General features: G+C 69.1%; 17 protein-coding genes. 7 read left to right on the forward strand and 10 right to left on the reverse strand.

All coding sequences use genetic code 11. The features are described 5' to 3' along the window. Positions 1-10: 10 nt before the first annotated feature. Positions 11-682, forward strand: a complete 672-nt coding sequence (mnmD, locus tag G5B31_RS09425) for a tRNA (5-methylaminomethyl-2-thiouridine)(34)-methyltransferase MnmD (protein WP_165016540.1) — start codon at positions 11-13, stop codon at positions 680-682. A gap of 114 nt (positions 683-796) precedes the next feature. Here mnmD and G5B31_RS09430 read toward each other — a convergent pair whose 3' ends face one another. Then, positions 797-1,423, reverse strand: a complete 627-nt coding sequence (locus tag G5B31_RS09430; protein WP_165016542.1) for a hypothetical protein — start codon at positions 1,421-1,423, stop codon at positions 797-799. 85 nt (positions 1,424-1,508) lie between these two features. Beyond that, positions 1,509-2,156, reverse strand: a complete 648-nt coding sequence (locus G5B31_RS09435; RefSeq protein ID WP_165016544.1) for a carbonic anhydrase — start codon at positions 2,154-2,156, stop codon at positions 1,509-1,511. 152 nt (positions 2,157-2,308) lie between these two features. Between G5B31_RS09435 and G5B31_RS09440 the strand changes: the two genes are divergently transcribed. From G5B31_RS09440 to G5B31_RS09450, 3 genes are all read left to right on the forward strand, one after another. Continuing rightward, positions 2,309-2,689 (forward strand): hypothetical protein, encoded by a 381-nt coding sequence (locus G5B31_RS09440; protein WP_165016546.1) that lies wholly within the window; start codon positions 2,309-2,311, stop codon positions 2,687-2,689. A gap of 140 nt (positions 2,690-2,829) precedes the next feature. Then, positions 2,830-4,209 (forward strand): M17 family metallopeptidase, encoded by a 1,380-nt coding sequence (locus G5B31_RS09445; RefSeq protein WP_165016548.1) that lies wholly within the window; start codon positions 2,830-2,832, stop codon positions 4,207-4,209. A gap of 2 nt (positions 4,210-4,211) precedes the next feature. Then, entirely contained in the window at positions 4,212-5,027 is an 816-nt protein-coding gene (locus G5B31_RS09450; protein WP_165016550.1) for an NlpC/P60 family protein, read from the forward strand. Between the two features lie 56 nt (positions 5,028-5,083). Here the strand turns inward: G5B31_RS09450 and G5B31_RS09455 are convergent, their stop codons facing one another. Continuing rightward, entirely contained in the window at positions 5,084-5,425 is a 342-nt protein-coding gene (locus tag G5B31_RS09455; RefSeq protein WP_394352126.1) for a DUF2794 domain-containing protein, read from the reverse strand. 348 nt (positions 5,426-5,773) lie between these two features. Beyond that, positions 5,774-6,778, reverse strand: coding sequence for an asparaginase (locus tag G5B31_RS09460; RefSeq protein WP_165016554.1), 1,005 nt, complete (start codon positions 6,776-6,778; stop codon positions 5,774-5,776). Between the two features lie 182 nt (positions 6,779-6,960). Between G5B31_RS09460 and G5B31_RS09465 the strand changes: the two genes are divergently transcribed. From G5B31_RS09465 to G5B31_RS09475, 3 genes are all read left to right on the forward strand, one after another. Continuing rightward, positions 6,961-7,479 carry an invasion associated locus B family protein gene (locus tag G5B31_RS09465; RefSeq protein WP_165016556.1) on the forward strand — a complete coding sequence of 173 codons (519 nt, stop codon included), beginning with the start codon at positions 6,961-6,963 and terminating at the stop codon, positions 7,477-7,479. A 120-nt stretch (positions 7,480-7,599) separates the two neighbouring features. Beyond that, entirely contained in the window at positions 7,600-8,787 is a 1,188-nt protein-coding gene (gene rlmN, locus G5B31_RS09470; RefSeq protein ID WP_165016558.1) for a 23S rRNA (adenine(2503)-C(2))-methyltransferase RlmN, read from the forward strand. 104 nt (positions 8,788-8,891) lie between these two features. Further along, positions 8,892-10,109, forward strand: coding sequence for a winged helix-turn-helix domain-containing protein (locus G5B31_RS09475; protein ID WP_165016560.1), 1,218 nt, complete (start codon positions 8,892-8,894; stop codon positions 10,107-10,109). Positions 10,110-10,113: 4 nt separating this feature from the next. Here the strand turns inward: G5B31_RS09475 and G5B31_RS09480 are convergent, their stop codons facing one another. The 6 genes from G5B31_RS09480 to G5B31_RS09505 all read right to left on the reverse strand — a co-directional run bounded on the left by G5B31_RS09480 (position 10,114) and on the right by G5B31_RS09505 (position 16,859). Beyond that, positions 10,114-10,914, reverse strand: a complete 801-nt coding sequence (locus tag G5B31_RS09480) for an ABC transporter ATP-binding protein (protein WP_165016562.1) — start codon at positions 10,912-10,914, stop codon at positions 10,114-10,116. Next, positions 10,907-11,779: an ABC transporter ATP-binding protein gene (locus G5B31_RS09485; protein ID WP_165016564.1), complete on the reverse strand. Its 873-nt coding sequence runs from the start codon at positions 11,777-11,779 to the stop codon at positions 10,907-10,909. Before G5B31_RS09485 ends, G5B31_RS09480 begins: the two co-directional genes overlap by 8 nt. Then, positions 11,776-12,609, reverse strand: a complete 834-nt coding sequence (locus G5B31_RS09490; RefSeq protein ID WP_240904359.1) for an ABC transporter permease — start codon at positions 12,607-12,609, stop codon at positions 11,776-11,778. The genes G5B31_RS09485 and G5B31_RS09490 overlap by 4 nt, the downstream gene beginning before the upstream one ends. A 10-nt stretch (positions 12,610-12,619) precedes the next feature. Beyond that, on the reverse strand, positions 12,620-13,630 hold the full coding sequence (locus G5B31_RS09495) for an ABC transporter permease (protein ID WP_165016568.1): 1,011 nt from the start codon (positions 13,628-13,630) through the stop codon (positions 12,620-12,622). A gap of 104 nt (positions 13,631-13,734) precedes the next feature. Further along, a complete protein-coding gene (locus tag G5B31_RS09500) occupies positions 13,735-15,255 on the reverse strand; it encodes an ABC transporter substrate-binding protein (protein WP_165016570.1) in 1,521 nt (506 codons plus the stop codon). A 35-nt stretch (positions 15,256-15,290) separates the two neighbouring features. Further along, on the reverse strand, positions 15,291-16,859 hold the full coding sequence (locus G5B31_RS09505; RefSeq protein ID WP_165016574.1) for an NAD(P)/FAD-dependent oxidoreductase: 1,569 nt from the start codon (positions 16,857-16,859) through the stop codon (positions 15,291-15,293). Positions 16,860-17,026: the final 167 nt, after the last annotated feature.

The following is a 17,026-nucleotide window of genomic DNA, read 5'->3' on the forward strand; positions in this document are numbered from 1 at the left end:
ACTACGCCCCATGCCGCCTTCCCCGCAAGCACCCGATCTCGACTGGCGCGACGGTATCCCGGTGTCGCGCGCCTTCGACGACCCCTATTTCTCGTTGGCCGGCGGGCTGGAGGAGACCCGCCATGTCTTCCTGTCCGGCAACCGGCTGGAGCAGCGGCTGCGCGACGGCTTCCACATCGCCGAACTCGGCTTCGGCACCGGGCTGAACCTCTTGGCCACCGCGCTGCTGTGGCAGCGGATGGGCGCACCGGGCACCCTGCGCTTCACCAGTTTCGAGGCTTTTCCGATGACGACGGAGGACATGGCCCGCGCCCATGCCGCCTTCCCGGAGACCGCCGCGATCTCCGACGAACTGCTGCGGCAATGGGACACGGGGGCCGCGGAGATCGCCCTGCCCGGGCTACGGCTGACCGTGATCCCCGGCGACGCCCGCGACACCCTGCCGCGCTGGCAGGAGCAAGCCGAGGCCTGGTTCCTCGACGGTTTCTCGCCGGCGAAGAACCCCGAACTCTGGTCGCCCGGGCTGATGGCCGAGGTCGCCCGCCACACCGCGCCGGGCGGCAGCTTCGCCACCTACACCGCCGCCGGAGCCGTCCGCCGCGCCCTCACCGAGGCCGGCTTCACCGTCACCCGCCTGCCCGGCTACGCCCGCAAGCGGCACATGACGGCGGGGTGGATGTAGGGCGGGGTTCACCCCGCCGCACCTTGTCGGCAAGGTGGGTGGTGTTAGCGGGGGAGGTGGAAGCGCCGTGGAAGTGGCAAGAGACCACTCCTTGGAGACTTTCCTCCGATGCCCTCAACCTTTCACCAATCCCGATATCGTTTCCTGCAGCAGGCTGGGAAGTGACGCCCACACGGGATTCGTCCGATAGGTCTTGTCCGAAATCCATCCCAGCACCTCCTCCACCCTTCCCTCCGTCACCGCCTCGTCGGTGATCTCCAGCGTCACCGATGTCAGCGCCACCCCCGGCCCGAAGCTGGCCACAAGGTCCGAGGGCTCCACCCGCCGCACCGTCTTCGGGTCCGCCACATCGTCGAAGGTCACCAGCAGCGGGTAGAGGTCAGGCGGCACCTCGCGGCTCTCGCGCAGGTCCTCCAGCCGGCCGGCCATCTCGACCGGGGCCTCGCCAGGGAAGAACACCGGGAAGGGCGTCGGCATCCCGTTCAGCAGGGCGAAGAGGTATCTGCCGGGGGCGACCTCGACCACCACCGCCTCGCCGCGCAGGTAGAAGAAGGCGCCGCGTGCCTCGGGGATGGCGCTGTCGCTATGGCGCAGGCTGCCCGCCAGCACGCTTTCGCCGACCCGCTCGCCCTCGGGCGTCTCGACGGTGACGGTCACCTTCTGCCGCCAGCCCCACCGCTCGTCGCAGGCGGAAAGGAACAGGGGCAGCAGGAGCAGCGGAAGAAGGCGGAACAGGGTCATGCGACACTCGCAACTTTTGCGCGAGTCCTGCCGCAGGATTGCGGCCGGTCCGGGGCGCTGGTCGGGCGGCTTCCGGGCCCCGCCCCTACACCGGCACGAAACGGCCCTTCGCCGGGTCGTATTGCTCCAGCCCGCCCTCGCCGGTGTCGGTCCAGAGGCCGTGCAGCGTCAGGCGCTCGCCCTCCACCGCCGCCTTGACGAAGGGGAAGGTCATCAGGTTCTCCAGGCTGGTCAGCACCGCCTGCTTCTCCAGCGCCTGCAGGATCTGGTCGTCGGGCAGCGAGGACACCTTCTCGAACCCCGGGCGCAGGATGTCCATCCAGCGGCCGACGAAGCTGGTCTTCTGCTCCAGCTCGGGCGCGAGGCCGCGGCACATGTCGTGGCAGCCCTTGACCCCGCCGCAGTTGGAATGCCCCAGCACCACGATATGCGCCACCCCCAGCGAGGTGACGGCGAATTCCACCGTGGCCGAGGTGCCGTGGTTCTGGCCGTCCGGGGTATAGGGCGGCACCAGGCTGGCGATGTTGCGGTGGATGAAGAACTCGCCCTCGTCGGCCCCGAAGATCGAGGTGACATGCACCCGCGAATCGCAGCAGGAGATCACCATCGCCCGCGGATGCTGGCCGCTTTCGGCCAGCCGGCGGAACCAGGCGCGGTTGTCCTGATAGGTGGTGGCCTTCCAGCCGTGGAAACGCTGCACCAGATACGTGGGAAGGGGGCGGGCGAACTCCATGGGACCTCCGTCGCGGTTGCCCGTCATCTATGCCGCATTCGCAGAAAATTCGAGAGGCAAAATCGCCCGCCGGGCCGCGGCCCGTAAGGAAGCATAAAGCACGGGCGGAGATGATGGCGGCGGGTGTGAAGACGGCAAGTGTGGGAAAGACCATGGAAAACGTAACGGCCCTGCCCCTGCGCGAGCGGGTGCGTCAGGACGGCGAGGCGATCGCCGCGATCTACCGCAATCTCGGCACCGCGGCGGCCGAGCAGATGGTGACGCGGGCCTTGGGAGAACTGGCGCTGGCCATGGCCGGACTGGCCGCGCAGGTGAAGGCGGTGGAACTGGCCGACCTGCCGCGGCAGCTGAAGAAGCTGCAGAGGATGGCCGAGAACCTGGGGATGATCAGCCTGTCGGCGGTGGCGCAGGACGCCCGCATCTGCCTGGACCGCTGCGACGGCACCGCCTTCACCGCGGTCTGGGCGCGGCTGTTGCGGGTGGCGGAGCGGTCGCTGGCCACCGACAAGGACTTCGCCGGCCTGTCGGGGTGACGGGGGCATCCGACCCCATGGCGCGGGCGGCGGCGCTGCGCTGTCTTCATGGTGGTCGCCTGTCTTTCCGACAAAACCGGATTCCACTTTTGTCGGACAGGCTCTAGGGTCCGGGCGTCCCCAGATCAACGGATGCCTGCATGACCCCCGCTTTCGCCCCGCCCGACGCGCCCTCGCTGCCGCTGCACATCATCGGTTCCGAGGGGCTGGATGCCTTCCTCGCCGCCAGCCCCCATGCCGGATGGCTGCGCGCCGCCGGGTTCGAGGCGGCTTTGGGCGAGTTGATCCTGCTGCCCGGCCCCGATGGCCTCTCTGGCGCCGTCGCCGGCCTCGGCACCGACAAGGCCCGCCGCCGCAGCCGCTTCGGCCTCGCCCGCGCCTTTGCGGCCCTGCCGCCGGGCGACTGGCATCTGGACGGCCCGCTGACCCCGGAACAGGCCGACGAGGCGGCGCTGGCGGCGCTGCTGTCCTCTTACCGCTTCGACCGCTACCGCCCCGGCAAGGCGGCGAAGCCCGGGCCGCGGATCAAGGCCCCGGCCGGGGTGGACGCCGCCCGGATCGAGGCGATGGCGGCGGGCGAGTTCCTGACCCGCGACCTGATCAACACGCCCGCACAGGACATGGGGCCGGCGGAGCTGGAACAGGCCGCCCGCGACCTTGCTGCCGCCCATGGCGCCACGGTGAAAGTCACCGCCGGCGACGACCTGCTGGCGAAGAACTTCCCGATGATCCACGCCGTCGGCCGCGCCTCCCCCCGCGCGACGCGGCTGATCGACCTGAGCTGGGGCGATACCGGCCCCCGGCTGACGCTGGTCGGCAAGGGCGTCTGCTTCGACACCGGCGGGCTGAACATCAAGCCCTCCTCGGGCATGAGCCTGATGAAGAAGGACATGGGCGGGGCGGCCACCGTGCTGGGTCTGGCGCAGATGATCATGGCGCTGCGCCTGCCGCTGCGGCTGCGGGTGCTGATCCCGGCGGTGGAGAACGTGATCGCGGGCAATGCGCAGAAGCCGAAGGACATCCTGACCAGCCGCAAGGGCCTGACCGTCGAGGTCAACGACACCGATGCCGAGGGGCGGCTGGTGCTGGCCGACGCGCTGGCGCTGGCCGTTGAGGACGGCTGCGACGCGCTGATCTCGATGGCCACCCTGACCGGCGCGGCGCGGGTGGCGGTCGGGCCCGACCTCGCCCCCTATTACACCGACGACGAGGGCATGGCGCAGGCGCTGGAGGCGGGCGCAAGGGCGGGCTTCGATCCGGTCTGGCGGCTGCCCTTCCACGATCCCTACGACGCGGTGATCGAGCCGGGCATCGCCGACCTCGACAACGCCCCGGGCTACGGCTTCGCCGGGTCGATCACCGCCGCGCTGTTCCTGCGCCGCTTCGCCGACCACCCGCGCTACATGCATTTCGACATCTACGGCCACACCCCGAACGAGGCCCCGGCCCGGCCGAAGGGCGGCGCGGGACAGGGCGCGCGGGCGATCCTCGGCGCGCTGCCGGCGATGCTGGAGCTGTGAGGATGGACCGCCGCACCACCCCCTTCTCCGGCCGCGTCGCCCATGTCTCGCTGAAGGGCCGGATCGACGCGCCCTTGACCGAGGGCGAACCTGCCTCGGTCGCGCCCGCCTTGGCCGACCTGCTGGCGCGGCCGCACGGACCCCGGGACCGGCAGGTGATCCATGGCGAGGCGGTCACGGTAATCGACAGGCAGGACGGCCATGCCCATGTCATGGCGGCGAAGGACGGCTATTGCGGCTGGCTGCCCGAGGCGGCGCTGGCCCCGGCCTTCGCGCCCACCCACCGTGTCAGGACCCCGGCGACGCATCTCTACGAAGGGCCGAAGGCGCAAAGCCCGGCGCTGATGCCGCTCTACCTCGGCGCGCGGGTGGTCGTCACCGGGATCGAGGGCAAATGGGCGCAGACCCCGGAGGGATACATCCCGGCGATGCACCTTGCGCCCATCGGCGACCATGCGACGGACCCGGTGGCGGTGGCCGAGATGTTCCTGCACACGCCCTATTACTGGGGCGGCAATTCCGCGGCGGGGATCGACTGTTCCGGCCTCGCGCAGGCCGCCCTGCTGGCCGCCGGCCTGCCCTGCCCCGGCGACAGCGACCTCCAGCAGGCGGTCGGGCAACCGATCCCTGAGGGCGCGCCCCTGCACCGCGGCGACCTGATCTTCTGGAAGGGCCATGTCGCGCTGATGACCGCGCCGGACCGGATCATCCACGCCAACGGCGGCACGATGTCGGTGGCCTATGAGGGATTGGCCGAGGCCTTGGCAAGGATCGAGGCGCAGGGCGAAGGCGGCCTCGTTGCCCGCCGCCGCCCCTGATTTCATCTTGCCATAAATATCCCGGGGGTGCGGGGGCTGGCCCCCGCTGCAACGCCTCAATCCACCGGACGGATCAGCTTCTTCTCCAGCACCTTCAGCACCGCCTCCAGCTCTTGCCCGCGACGCAGCACCTGGCCCTCGGCGCCGAGGACGGCATAGATTCCCTGCCTGTCACGCAGCTTCGGCCGCTTCTCGATCCGGTAGAGCGGCACTTCGGCGGTGCGGCGGTAGATGGCGAAGACCGCCACCTCGCGGCCGAAGGACATGCCGTAGTCGCGCCATTCGCCGGCGGCGACGAACTGGCCGTAGAGCCGCAGGATCACCGAAAGCTCCCGCCGGTCGAAGACCACCTGCTCGGGCTGACGCTCTCCCAGAGGGAAGGGAACGGGCGCTTCCATGTTCATGGGCGGAAGCTTGCGGCACTTGGCCCGGCAAATCAAGCGCGCCGTGATTCCGGGGCGTTAGGAGGGAGGGGCAGCGTCCGGGGCAGAGGTTTGTACCGGGCGGGAGAAGGCGAGGCACTGCCTCGCCCCCGCCCGTGCGCAACATGTCAACCGGAGACCTGTCGGCACGAGACCCCGAGAGGCCAGCGCCCGACCCGGCGGGCGAGAAGCGCCCGCCGAGGGCGGGGCGGGCGCAGGCCGGGCCTTGGAGGCCCGGCCTGTCCGGTGAGATGGTGCGCCGTGGCGAAGGCACGCGCCTTCGCCAGATGAACCGTGGACACCGGAATGAAAAGCCGGTCCGCCTCAGCCGAACCCCGGCGCGATCCGCAGCACCCCGGTCTCGATCCCGCGCCAGTTCCGCTGCACCGGGTTCAGCCGCTTCACCGTGGCCGGATGGCCGGCCTCCAGCACACCCGCCCGCACCAAGAGATGGGCGATGGCCGCCTCCGAGGCGCGGGTGGCGCCGTCCACCACCTTCAGCGCGATGCCGAGGCCCTTTTCCGGCAGGATCGCCACGAACACCGCCTCGGCCCCGGTCTTGATCGCCACGCGGCCGCCCATGGCCCGCATCAGCTCGGTGCAGGCCCGGCCCTCGCCCGCCACCAGCTCGGGGTAGGCCCCCATCGCGCGGGCCAGCCGGTGCATCGCATCCTCGCGCGCGCCGTGGCCTTCCCGCGCCACGGCGAATTTCGCCATGCCGCGGGCCAGCCCTTCCAGCGTCAGCGCGAAATTCGGCGCCGAGCAGCCGTCGACGCCCCAGCCGGCGATGCTCTCGCCGCACACCTCCTCGGTGGCGGCGCGGATCGCCTTCTGCAGCGGGTGGTCGATCTCCACATATTCCGGCCCCGCCCGAAGGTGCTGCGTCACCGTCAGGAAACCGGAATGCTTGCCCGAGCAGTTGTTGTGCAGCTGGCAGGGCTTCTCGTGCGAGCAGATCAGCCGGTCGCGTTCCTCGCGGTCCATCGGCTCATGCGCGCCGCAGCGCAAGTCGGCCTCGGTCAGCCCGAGGTCGGCGATCCAGCGGCCGGCCATGTCCACATGCAGCGCGGCTCCCTGGTGGCTGGCGCAGGCCAGCGCCAGATGGGCGTCCGTCAGCCCCCGCGCCGCCGCCGCGCCGGTCTCCAGCAGCGGCAGGGCCTGGATCATCTTGCAGGACGACCGCGGGAAGATCACCGCCCCGGGGTTGCCCCAGGCCTCCACCACGCCCTGCGCATCGCAGATCACCGCGTGGCCCAGATGCACCCCTTCCAGCACGCCGCCGCGCCAAAGCTCGGCCACCGGAACCGCCCCCCGATTCACCTCTGCCATGCCGTCCTCCCTCACAGATCCGCGATTTTATGCCCGGCCCCTCCCCCGGGGGCTTTCGCACAAGGGCTTTTTTGCGTAAAGCTGGCGTATCGGGTTCAGAGCGCCCCCGCCAGACGAAAAAGGCCAAAGGCCGGGGCGGCGGGCTGACAGAGGCAAAAGACAGCTTGGAGGCTGCGTCAGAGATGATGTCCCACCTTTCCCGCGCCCTTGGCGCCGCCGCCATCGCCTTGGTCGCCGTGCCGGCGCTGGCGCAGGAATCGACCAACCGCGTCGCCACCATGACGGACTGGAACGTCTTCACCGAGGAAAGCCCCAAGGAATGCTGGGGTGTGTCGAAGCCGAAGGAAACCGTGAACACCCGCGACGGCCAGCCCGTCTCGGTCCGCCGCGGCGATATCCTGATGTTCGTCACCTTCCGCCCCGGCAAGCCGGGCGAGATCAGCTTCACCGGCGGCTATCCCTTCGCCCAGGGCTCGACCGTCGACGTGACGGTGGACGGCAACACCTTCAAGCTGTTCACCGATGGCGAATGGGCCTGGCCGGGCAGCGCCGCGGACGATGCCGCGCTGTTGAAGGCGATGAAGGCCGGCGCTTCGGCGGTGGTGCAGGCGCGGTCGGGCAAGGGCACCCAGACCAAGGACACCTTCAGCCTGCGCGGCTTCACCGCCGCGATGACCGACGCCGAGAAGCGCTGCAAGTAAGCCGCCCGGACCCTGATGCAGGCGCCCCCTCGCGGGGCGCTTTCGCTTTTCCGGGGAATCGCCTATATCCCCGCCATCCCAGATCGCCTGTGACAAGGCCCTTATCGAAAGATCTGCCCCATGACCGAAGCCTCTGCGCCCATCACGCAGGATGTCCTCACTCTTCCGCGCAAGCTGCCCGAAGGCGGCAAGGCCAACCTCGTCGGCCTGACCCGCGACCAGCTGCGCGCCGCGCTGATCGAAGCGGGAACGCCGGAGAAGCAGGCGAAGATGCGGCTCGGGCAGGTCTGGCAATGGATCTACGGCTGGGGCGTGCGCGACTTCCACGCGATGACCAACCTCGCCAAGGACTACCGCGCCCTGCTGGCCGAGCGGTTCGAGATCGCGGTGCCCGAGGTGGTGTCGCGCCAGATCAGCGCCGACGGCACCCGCAAGTATCTGGTCCGCATCGCCGGCGGGCATGAGGTCGAGGTGGTCTACATCCCCGAGGAAGGCCGCGGCACCCTGTGCGTGTCGTCGCAGGTCGGCTGCACCCTGACCTGCTCCTTCTGCCACACCGGCACCCAGAAGCTGGTGCGCAACCTGACCGCCGGCGAGATCGTCGGCCAGGTGATGCTGGCCCGCGACGACCTGGGCGAATGGCCGCAGCCCGGGCAGGGGGCGACCGGCGAAAGGCTGGTCTCCAATATCGTGCTGATGGGCATGGGCGAGCCGCTCTACAACTTCGACGCCGTGCGCGACGCGATGCGGGTGGTGATGGACGGCGAGGGCATCGCGCTCGGCCGCCGCCGGATCACCCTGTCCACCTCGGGCGTGGTGCCGGAGATCGCCCGCTGCGCCGAGGAGATCGGCTGCCAGCTGGCCGTCAGCTTCCATGCCACCACCGACGAGGTGCGCGACCGGCTGGTGCCGATCAACAAGCGCTGGAACATCAAGGCGCTGCTGGACACGCTGCGCGACTATCCGAAACTGTCGAACTCCGAACGGATCACCTTTGAATACGTCATGCTGGACGGGGTGAACGACAGCGACGCCGACGCCCGCCGGCTGGTGAAGCTGATCGCCGGCATCCCGGCCAAGATCAACCTGATCCCCTTCAACGAATGGCCCGGGTCGCCCTACCAGCGCTCCAGCTGGGAGCGGATCGAGGCTTTCGCGGACATCATCTACAAGGCCGGCTACGCCAGCCCGATCCGCACCCCGCGCGGCGAGGACATCATGGCCGCCTGCGGCCAGTTGAAGTCCGCCACCGAACGGGCAAGGAAAAGCCGGGCGGAGATCGCCGCCGAGGCGGGGCTTCCGGCCTGACCGCCGCGCCTCTGGCCGGCCTGCGCCTCCGGCGGGAGTATTTGGGTCGAAAGGAAGTTCACATTTTGTTTTTCTTCCTTGCGGCGCGCTGCTAACACTTTCGCATGACCTTGCCGCTGATCCCCAACGCCACCGCCCGCCGCCTGTTTCTGGACCGCCACGCGCTGGCCGGGCCTCCGGTGGGGCCGGCGAAGGGCGTAGCGCTGGCGGAGTTGATCGACCGCATCGGCTTCGTCCAGCTGGACAGCATCTCCACCGTCGAACGCGCGCACAACATGATCCTGTGGTCGCGCCGCGGAAGTTTCCGCCCCGAGGCGCTGGCCCGGCTGCACGACCGCGACCGCGCGCTGTGGGAGCATGTGACGCATGACGCCAGCGTGTTGCCGATGGCGACCTTCGGCCACTGGAAGCACCGTTTCGCCCGCGACCGGGACCGGCTGGTCGAACGCTGGACCGGCTGGCAGAAACCCGGCTTCCACGAGAAATTCGACGAGGTGCTGAAGCGGGTCGCCGACGGCGGCCCGGTCAGCAGCGCCGATGTCGGCGAGGACGAGGCGCGGTCGAAGGGCGGCTGGTGGGAATGGCATCCGTCGAAGGCGGCGCTGGAATACCTGTGGCGGGTCGGCGAGCTGTCGGTCAGCCGCCGCGACAACTTCCGCAAGGTCTATGACCTGACCGAACGGGTGATCCCGGCGGCGGCGCGGGCGTTCTCGCCCACGGTCGAGGAGACGGTGGACTGGGCCTGCCGCTCGGCGCTGGACCGGCTGGGCTTCGCCACCGGCGGAGAGCTGGCGGCCTATTGGGCGGCGATCTCTCCCATCGAGGCGAAGGTCTGGACGCAACAGGCGCTGGCCCGGGGCGACGTGGTGGAGGTGGGCGTGGAAGGCGCCGACGGCAGCCTCCGCAAGGCGCTGGCCTGGCCGGACACGCTGGCCGAAGTGCCGCCCGAGCCGCCGTCGCGGCTGCGCATCCTGTCGCCCTTCGACCCGGCGCTGCGCGACCGCAAGCGCGCCGAGCATCTGTTCGGCTTCCGCTACCGGATCGAGATCTTCGTGCCCGAGCCGAAGCGGGTCTTCGGCTATTACGTCTTCCCGGTGCTGGAAGGCGCAAGGATCGTCGGCCGGATCGACGCCAAGGCCTTCCGCGATGCGGGGGTGCTGCGGGTGGCGGCCTACTGGCCGGAGCCGGGGCAGAAGTTGGGCAAGCAGCGCAAGGCCCGGCTGGAGGCCGAGCTGGAGCGGCTGGCCCGCTTCGCCGGCTGCGAGAGGGTGGAATTCGCGGAGGGCTGGGAACGGGCGTCGGTGCCGGACCCGCATCGGTGACGGGTCAGGTCCAGACCTGATCGGGATCGGGCAGCGGGATCGCGTCCAGCAACTCCCGTGTATAGGCGGCCTGTGGATCGGCGAAGAGCCGGTCAGTCGCCGCCTCTTCCACCACCAGCCCGTGATGCAGCACCAGCACCCGGCTGCACAGCCTTCGGATCACCGAAAGGTCGTGGCTGATGAAGGCCAGCGTCAGGCCGAGGTCGGCCACCAGCCGTTCCAGCAGGTTCAGCACCTGCGCCTGGCTCGACACGTCGAGGCCCGAGACGATCTCGTCGGCCAGGATGAAATCCGGCCGCAGCGCGATGGCGCGGGCTATGCCGACCCGCTGGCGCTGGCCGCCCGACAGCTCGTGCGGGTAGCGGGCAGCGAAATGCTGCGGCAGGCCGACATGCTCCAGCGCCTCGGCCACCTTTGCCGGCACGTCGCCCACCCCATGCAGCCGCAAGGGCGCGGCGACGATCTGGCCGACGCGGTGGCGCGGGTTCAGGCTGCTCATCGGGTCCTGGAAGATCATCTGGAACCGCCGGCGCAACGGCCGCAGCCCGGCCTCGCCCAGATGGGTGATGTCGGCGCCGTCGAAGACCACCCTGCCCCCGGTCGGCTCCAGGAGCCGCACCATCGCCCGGCCGAGCGTGGACTTGCCCGAGCCGGAGCCGCCGACGATCCCCAGCACCTCGCCCCGGCGAAGGGTGAAAGAGATGCCCTTCAATATCTCGATCCGCGGCGCCGGGCCGAGGATCGGCTTGCGGTTCAGGTCGGGCAGCGACAGGTGCAGGTCCTCGATCCGGTAAAGCTCATCCATGGCGGGCCCTCCGGTCGGCGGCGGCGACCTCGGCCTGCACGTCGCGGATCACCGCATCGGGCACCGGGGTCAGGCTGGCCTGCGGGTCGGTGTATTTCGGCGTGGCCGCCAGCAGCGCGCGGGAATAGGCATGGGCCGGGCCGGCGAAGAAGCTGCGCACATCGGTGTCCTCGACCACCAGCCCGCCGTAAAGCACGGTCAGGCTGTCGCAGACCTTGCTGACCACGCCAAGGTCATGGGTCACGAACAGAAGCGCGGTGCCATGGCGGGCCTGCATCTCGGCGATCAGCTTCAAGACCTGCTTCTGCACCGTCACGTCCAGCGCCGTGGTCGGCTCGTCCGCGACGATCAGTTTCGGCTCCGCCGCGAAGGCGCTGGCGATCAGGATGCGCTGGCGCATCCCGCCCGACAGCTCATGCGGATAGGCCCGCAGCACCCGGGCCGGGTCGGGGATATGCACCTCGGCCAGCAGTTCTTCGGCGCGAGCCAAGGCACGGCCGCGGTCCCAGCCGAGGATGTCCACCAGCCGGTCGGTGATCTGCGGCGCGATCCGGCGGGAAGGGTTCAGCGCGGTCAGCGGGTCCTGCGGGATCAGCGCGCAAGTCGCCCCGATCCGGGCACGCCGCTCCTTCGGCGGCAGGCGCAGCAGGTCCACCCCGCCCAGCAGGATTTCCCCGCCCGAGACCTCGACCGCCTTCGGCAGGATGCCCAGCACCGCCTTGCCGATCATCGACTTGCCGGCGCCGCTTTCGCCGACCAGCCCGCGCACCTCTCCGGCCGCGACCGACAGCGACACCCCGCGCAGGATCGGATGCCCCGCCCCCTTCAACCGCGCCGAAAGGCCGTTGACCCGAAGGAAGCTCATCTCAGCACCGGGTCGAAGCGGTCCTTCAACCCCTCGCCGAGTTGCGAGAAGGCAAGGACGGTCAGGAACAGGGTGACCAGCGGGAAGACCAGCACCCACCAGGCCTGATGGACCGAGGTCCGCCCTTCGGCGATCATGCCGCCCCATGTGGGATCGTCGGTGGAGATCGACAGGTTCACGAAGGAAAGGATCGCCTCGACGATCACTGCGATGCCCATCTCCAGCGTCAGCAGCACCACGATGGTGGGCAGCACGTTGGGCAGAATCTCGGTGACCATGGTCGAGAGCCGTCCCCGCCCCGCCACCTGCGCCGAGGCGACGTAATCCATCGCCCCCTGCGCCATCGCCTCGGCGCGGACCACGCGGGCAAAGCGGGTCCAGTCGATGACGACGATGGCGATGACGATGGAACTCAACCCGGGGCCGAGGACGGCGATCAGCAGGATCGAGAACAGAACCGGCGGGAAGGCCATCCAGATGTCGATCAGGCGGCTGATCGCCAGGTCGACCCAGCCGCGCAGGAACCCGGCCAGCAGGCCGAGCGCCGCGCCGATCAGGCAGGTGATGCCACCCGCCACCAGCGCCACGGTCAGGGCGATCCGCGCGCCATGCAGGATGCGGCTGAGGACATCGCGGCCTAGGGAATCGGTGCCCAGCCAGTAGCCCGGCTCCGCCCCCGAGACCCAGGCCGGCGGCATCCGGCCCAGGAACAGGTCCTGTGCCAGCGGGTCCTGTGGCGCGATCCAGGGGGCCAGCAGCGCCGCCAGCACCACCAGCGCCAGCCAGCCGCCGGAGAGCCAGAGCTTCAGCCCGGCCTTGCGTTTTACCATTCCCCGCGCGTCAGCCATGGCGCAGCCTCGGGTTCAGCACGGCGTAGAGCAGGTCGACGCAGAGGTTCACCGCGGTGAAGATCACCGCGAACAGGATCACGATGCCCTGGATCAGCGGCAGGTCGCGGTTGATCACCGCGTCGATGGCAAGGTTGCCCAGCCCCTCGTAGCTGAACAGCCGCTCGATGATCACCGTGCCGCCGATCAGAAAGGTGAACTGCACCCCCACCAGCGTCAGCGTCGGCAGGATGGCGTTGCGCAAGGCCTCGCGCAGGATGACATGGTTCTCGCCATAGCCCTTGGTGCGGGCCAGCGTGACGTAATCGAGGTGCATGGTTTCCTTCAGGCTCTGCTTCAACAGCTGGCCGATGATCGCCGCCAGAGGAATCGCCAGCGCCAGCGCGGGCAGGAACATGTGGGACACGATGTTGGCCCAAAGGTCGAAGCGCAGCCGCAACACGCTTTCGAACAGGTAGAAATCGGTGGTGAAGGGCAGCTCCAGGCTGGGCGTCACCCGGCCGGAGATGTGGAACAGCGGCCACAGCACCCCGAACAGCAGCACCAGGATCAGGCCCCACAGGAAATCCGGGATCGACAGCGCCATGCCGTTGGCCACGTCGATGGCGGCCTCGCCCCCGGTGCCGCGCGCCCGCGTGCCGGTCAGCGCCGCGAAACCGCCCAGCAGGCAGGCGATCACCAAGGCCATCACCGACAGCTCCAGCGTGGCGGGCAGCCGCCCCAGCACCAGGTCCAGCACCGGCTGGCGCGCGGTGATCGACAGGCCGAAATCGCCGCGCAAGACGCCGCCGGCCCAGATCAGGAACTGCTCCGGCAGCGACTTGTCCAACCCGTATTGCGCCGTCAGCCGCGCCACATCGGCCTCGGTCGCGCCGGGGGGCAGCATCATCGCGATCGGGTTGCCGGGCACCACCCGGATCACCACGAAGACGATGACCGCCACCCCCAGCAGCGTCACCGCCGTGGTCGCCAGCCGCAGAAGAACCGCCCGCAAAAGCTGCATCACGCCCCATCAGGACAGGGCAAGGGCCCCGCCTTTCATCTGTCCACAAGTATCCCGCAGGGGGGGTCCGGGGGGACGCGAAGTCCCCCCGGCGCTTTCCACCCTTACGCCCGCTTCATCAGATGCGGCAACAGCGCACCCGAGGCATGGGGCGTCACCACCACGCCCTTCGCCGACAGGATCGGCTGCACGTATTGCAAGAGCGGGATCACCAGCGCCTCATCGGCGATATACTTGCTGACCGCCTTCCAGCCCTCGATCCGCTTGGCCTCGTCCTTCTCGCCCCAGAGCGGGTTGATCATGTCGATCAGCTCCTGCCCGTCCCAGACCGAGTGCGGCGACGGCCCATACATCGCAAACCCGGTCGAGGTGGTCGGATCGGCGACCGAGTTGCCCCAGTTGTAGAAGGCCGCCGGGGCCAGCTGGTCGGCCGCGCGCAACTCGTAGTGCTTGGCGATCTCGTAGACCTCGATTTCGGCCTCGATCCCGACCTTGCGCCACAGGCCGACGATGGCCTGCACCATCTCGTAATCCTTGGGCTTGAAGCCCTTGGTGGTCTGGATCTTGAACTTCACCGGATTGTCGACCGAGTAGCCCGAGGCCGCCAGCAGCTCCACCGCCTTCTCGGGGTTGTAGTCCACCGTGATCGACGGGTCGTAGGCGTCGTATTCCGGCGTCTCCAGCGTGTCGATCTTCACCCCGTAGCCCGACAGCAGCCGGTCGATGATGGTCTGCTTGTCGATGGCATGGGCCGCAGCCTTGCGCACGTTCGGATCGGTCATCACTTCGATGTCGTTCAGGAAGATCATGCCGATGTCCGAGACCGGCGCCGCCACCCCGGTCAGCGTGGCCTTCAGCCGGTCGTATTCCTCATACGGCACCTCCAGCGTGACGTGGGAGTTGCCCGATTCCACCTCGGCCACCCGGGCCGCGGCGTCGGTGACGAACTTGATCGTCACCGTCTTGAACTCGGGCGCGCCGCCCCAGTAATTCTCGTTCGCCTTCAGCCGGACGAAGGCGTTGCGCTCGAACTTCTCCACCATATAGGGGCCGGTGCCGATGGGAGCGGCCTCGAAGCCCTCGGCGCCGACCTTCTCGTAATAGGCCTTCGGCAGGACGTAGCCGGTCAGGAAATACATCCATTTGAAGATGGTCGGGTCGAACTGCACCACATCGGCGATGACCTTGTTGCCCTCGACCCGGTGGTTGGCCAGCGTGCCCCAGACGAACTGGATCGGGCTGCCGGTTTCCGGGTTGGCCACCCGGGCCAGGTTCCAGGCCACGTCCTCAGCGGTGAAGTCCGATCCGTCATGCCATTTCACGCCCTCGCGGACGGTCATCCAGACCTGGGTGTAATCCTCGTTCCAGCCCCATTCGGTCAGCAGGCCGGGGGCGGGCTTCAGGTCGGGCTGCTGCAGGATGAACTGGTCGAAGACCGACTGGTAGATGCCCTGGATCGTCGGGTTCACCGCGCTCGGCCCGACGGTCGGGTCCCAGCTGGGCAGGGTGACGTTGTAGGCGATCACCAGCTCGTCGATCTGTTGCGCCAGCGCCGGCAGGCCGAAGGCGCCAAGCGCGGTGCCGGCCACTGACAGTTTCAGCATCGTTCTGCGGTTGAGGTTCATGGTCGTTTCCCTGTTGGTGGTTCTTTTGTCTTTGTTCACTTGCCGGCGAGCCTTTGCGCCAGCATCCATCCCGGCCCGGCCCCGGTGCCTGCCCCGGGCCAGACGGCCGCCCCGGTCAGGTGCAGGTTCTGCAGCGCGGTGGAGCCGTCGGCATGGCCCCGCGCCGGGCGGAAGAGGAAGTTCTGGCTCAGGTGATGGCTGCCGCAGACCTGGTCGCCGCCGACGAGGTTGGGGTTGTCGGCCTCCAGCTCCGCCGGCGAGACGATCCGCTTGCCGAGAATCTTCGCCCGCGTGCCGGGCGCATAGCGCTCCAGGATGTCCAGCGCGCGTTCCGCGAAGGGCTCCGCCGCTTCGGCCCAGTCGGTCGCGGCGATCTGCCCGGCGGCATCGCCCCTGATCGCGCCGGGCGCCATCCGCACCTGCACCCACAGCACGTGCTTGCCCTCCGGCGCGCGGGAAGGGTCCTGCCCGGTCGGCTGGCCGACGACCAGAACCGGCTCGTCCGGCAACAGCCCCGCCACCGCCTGCTGGTAGGTCTTCGCCATCTGGTCCAGGCTCGGGGCCAGATGGACATAGGCATAGCGCTGCAACTGCGCTCCGGCGGTCCAGTCCGGCAGGCCCTCCATCGCCAGATGGATCATCATCGTCCCCGGCGCATGGACGTAGCCGCGCATCGCCTGATCGAAGGCAGGCTTGGTCTCCCCGGTCAACCGCAACAGGCCCGAGGGCGCGACGCCGGCGATCACCGCCCTCGCGGCCGTCACCTGCCGGCCGTCCGCCAGCTCGATCCCGGTGGCACGGGTGCCGTCATGCAGGATGCGGGTGACGGCCACCCCGATCTCCACCACGGCACCGCGCGCCTCGATGGCCGCCACCAGCGCCTTGACGATGGTATCCGCCCCGCCCTTGCCGAGCGCCATGCCGAAGGCTTGGCCCGCCATGCCCTCCAGATAGGGAAACAGCCCGCCGCCGGCGATGTCGGGCGCGAAGTCCAGATGCAGCCCCCAGGCACCCAGCATCGCCTGCACCTTCGGCGACTCGAAGGTCCCGGTCAGGAAACGGCGCGGCGACTGCAGCAGGAACTGCGCCAGATCGAGGCTGCCCGAAATGCCGCGGCTGCGAAGTGTTTTGAACATGAAAGATGCAACTGCACGAAACCGCATCGGGCTGCCCAGAAGCCCGAACAGCGATTCGGCCCGCGCCGGGAAGCCGGCCAGCAGCGACACCCATGTCGCGGCATCCTGCGCCGAATGCGCGGCGATGGCGGCCCTGGTCTCGGCCAGGTCGGTCGATACCCCGACCCAGGAGCCATCGGGAAAGGCCGAGGCGAAGGGGCGCGACACCGGCACGAAATCGCAGCCCTTCGCCGCCAGTTCCGCGCCATAAGCCTTGAAAAACGCCGATCCGGCGAAAAGCGACAGGTTCATCGCCGCCCAGTCGTGGCGGTATCCGGGCAAGGTGTATTCGCCAGTCTTCACCGCCCCGCCGGCCACAGCGGCCTGCTCGAAGACCCCGACCTTCCAGCCCCTGGCGGCAAGATACAGCGCGGCGGCAAGCGCGTTGTGGCCTGCCCCGATCAGCACCGCATCGAAGGTCTCGGCCATCCCCACCCCTGCCTGGCTTGCCCGCTTGACGTTATGATAATTGCAAATGCATCTAAATCTGTCTAGCATGATTCTGGCAGACGACAGCCGGATCGCCGCAGGGGCCAGCCATCTTCCTTCCGTCTCCCCGCGCCTTCCTTCCGTCGTCACGCTGCATCGCAGAAAGG

Source organism: Rhodobacter sp. SGA-6-6, from assembly GCF_011043545.1.
In the GTDB taxonomy this organism is placed as follows: domain Bacteria; phylum Pseudomonadota; class Alphaproteobacteria; order Rhodobacterales; family Rhodobacteraceae; genus Pseudogemmobacter.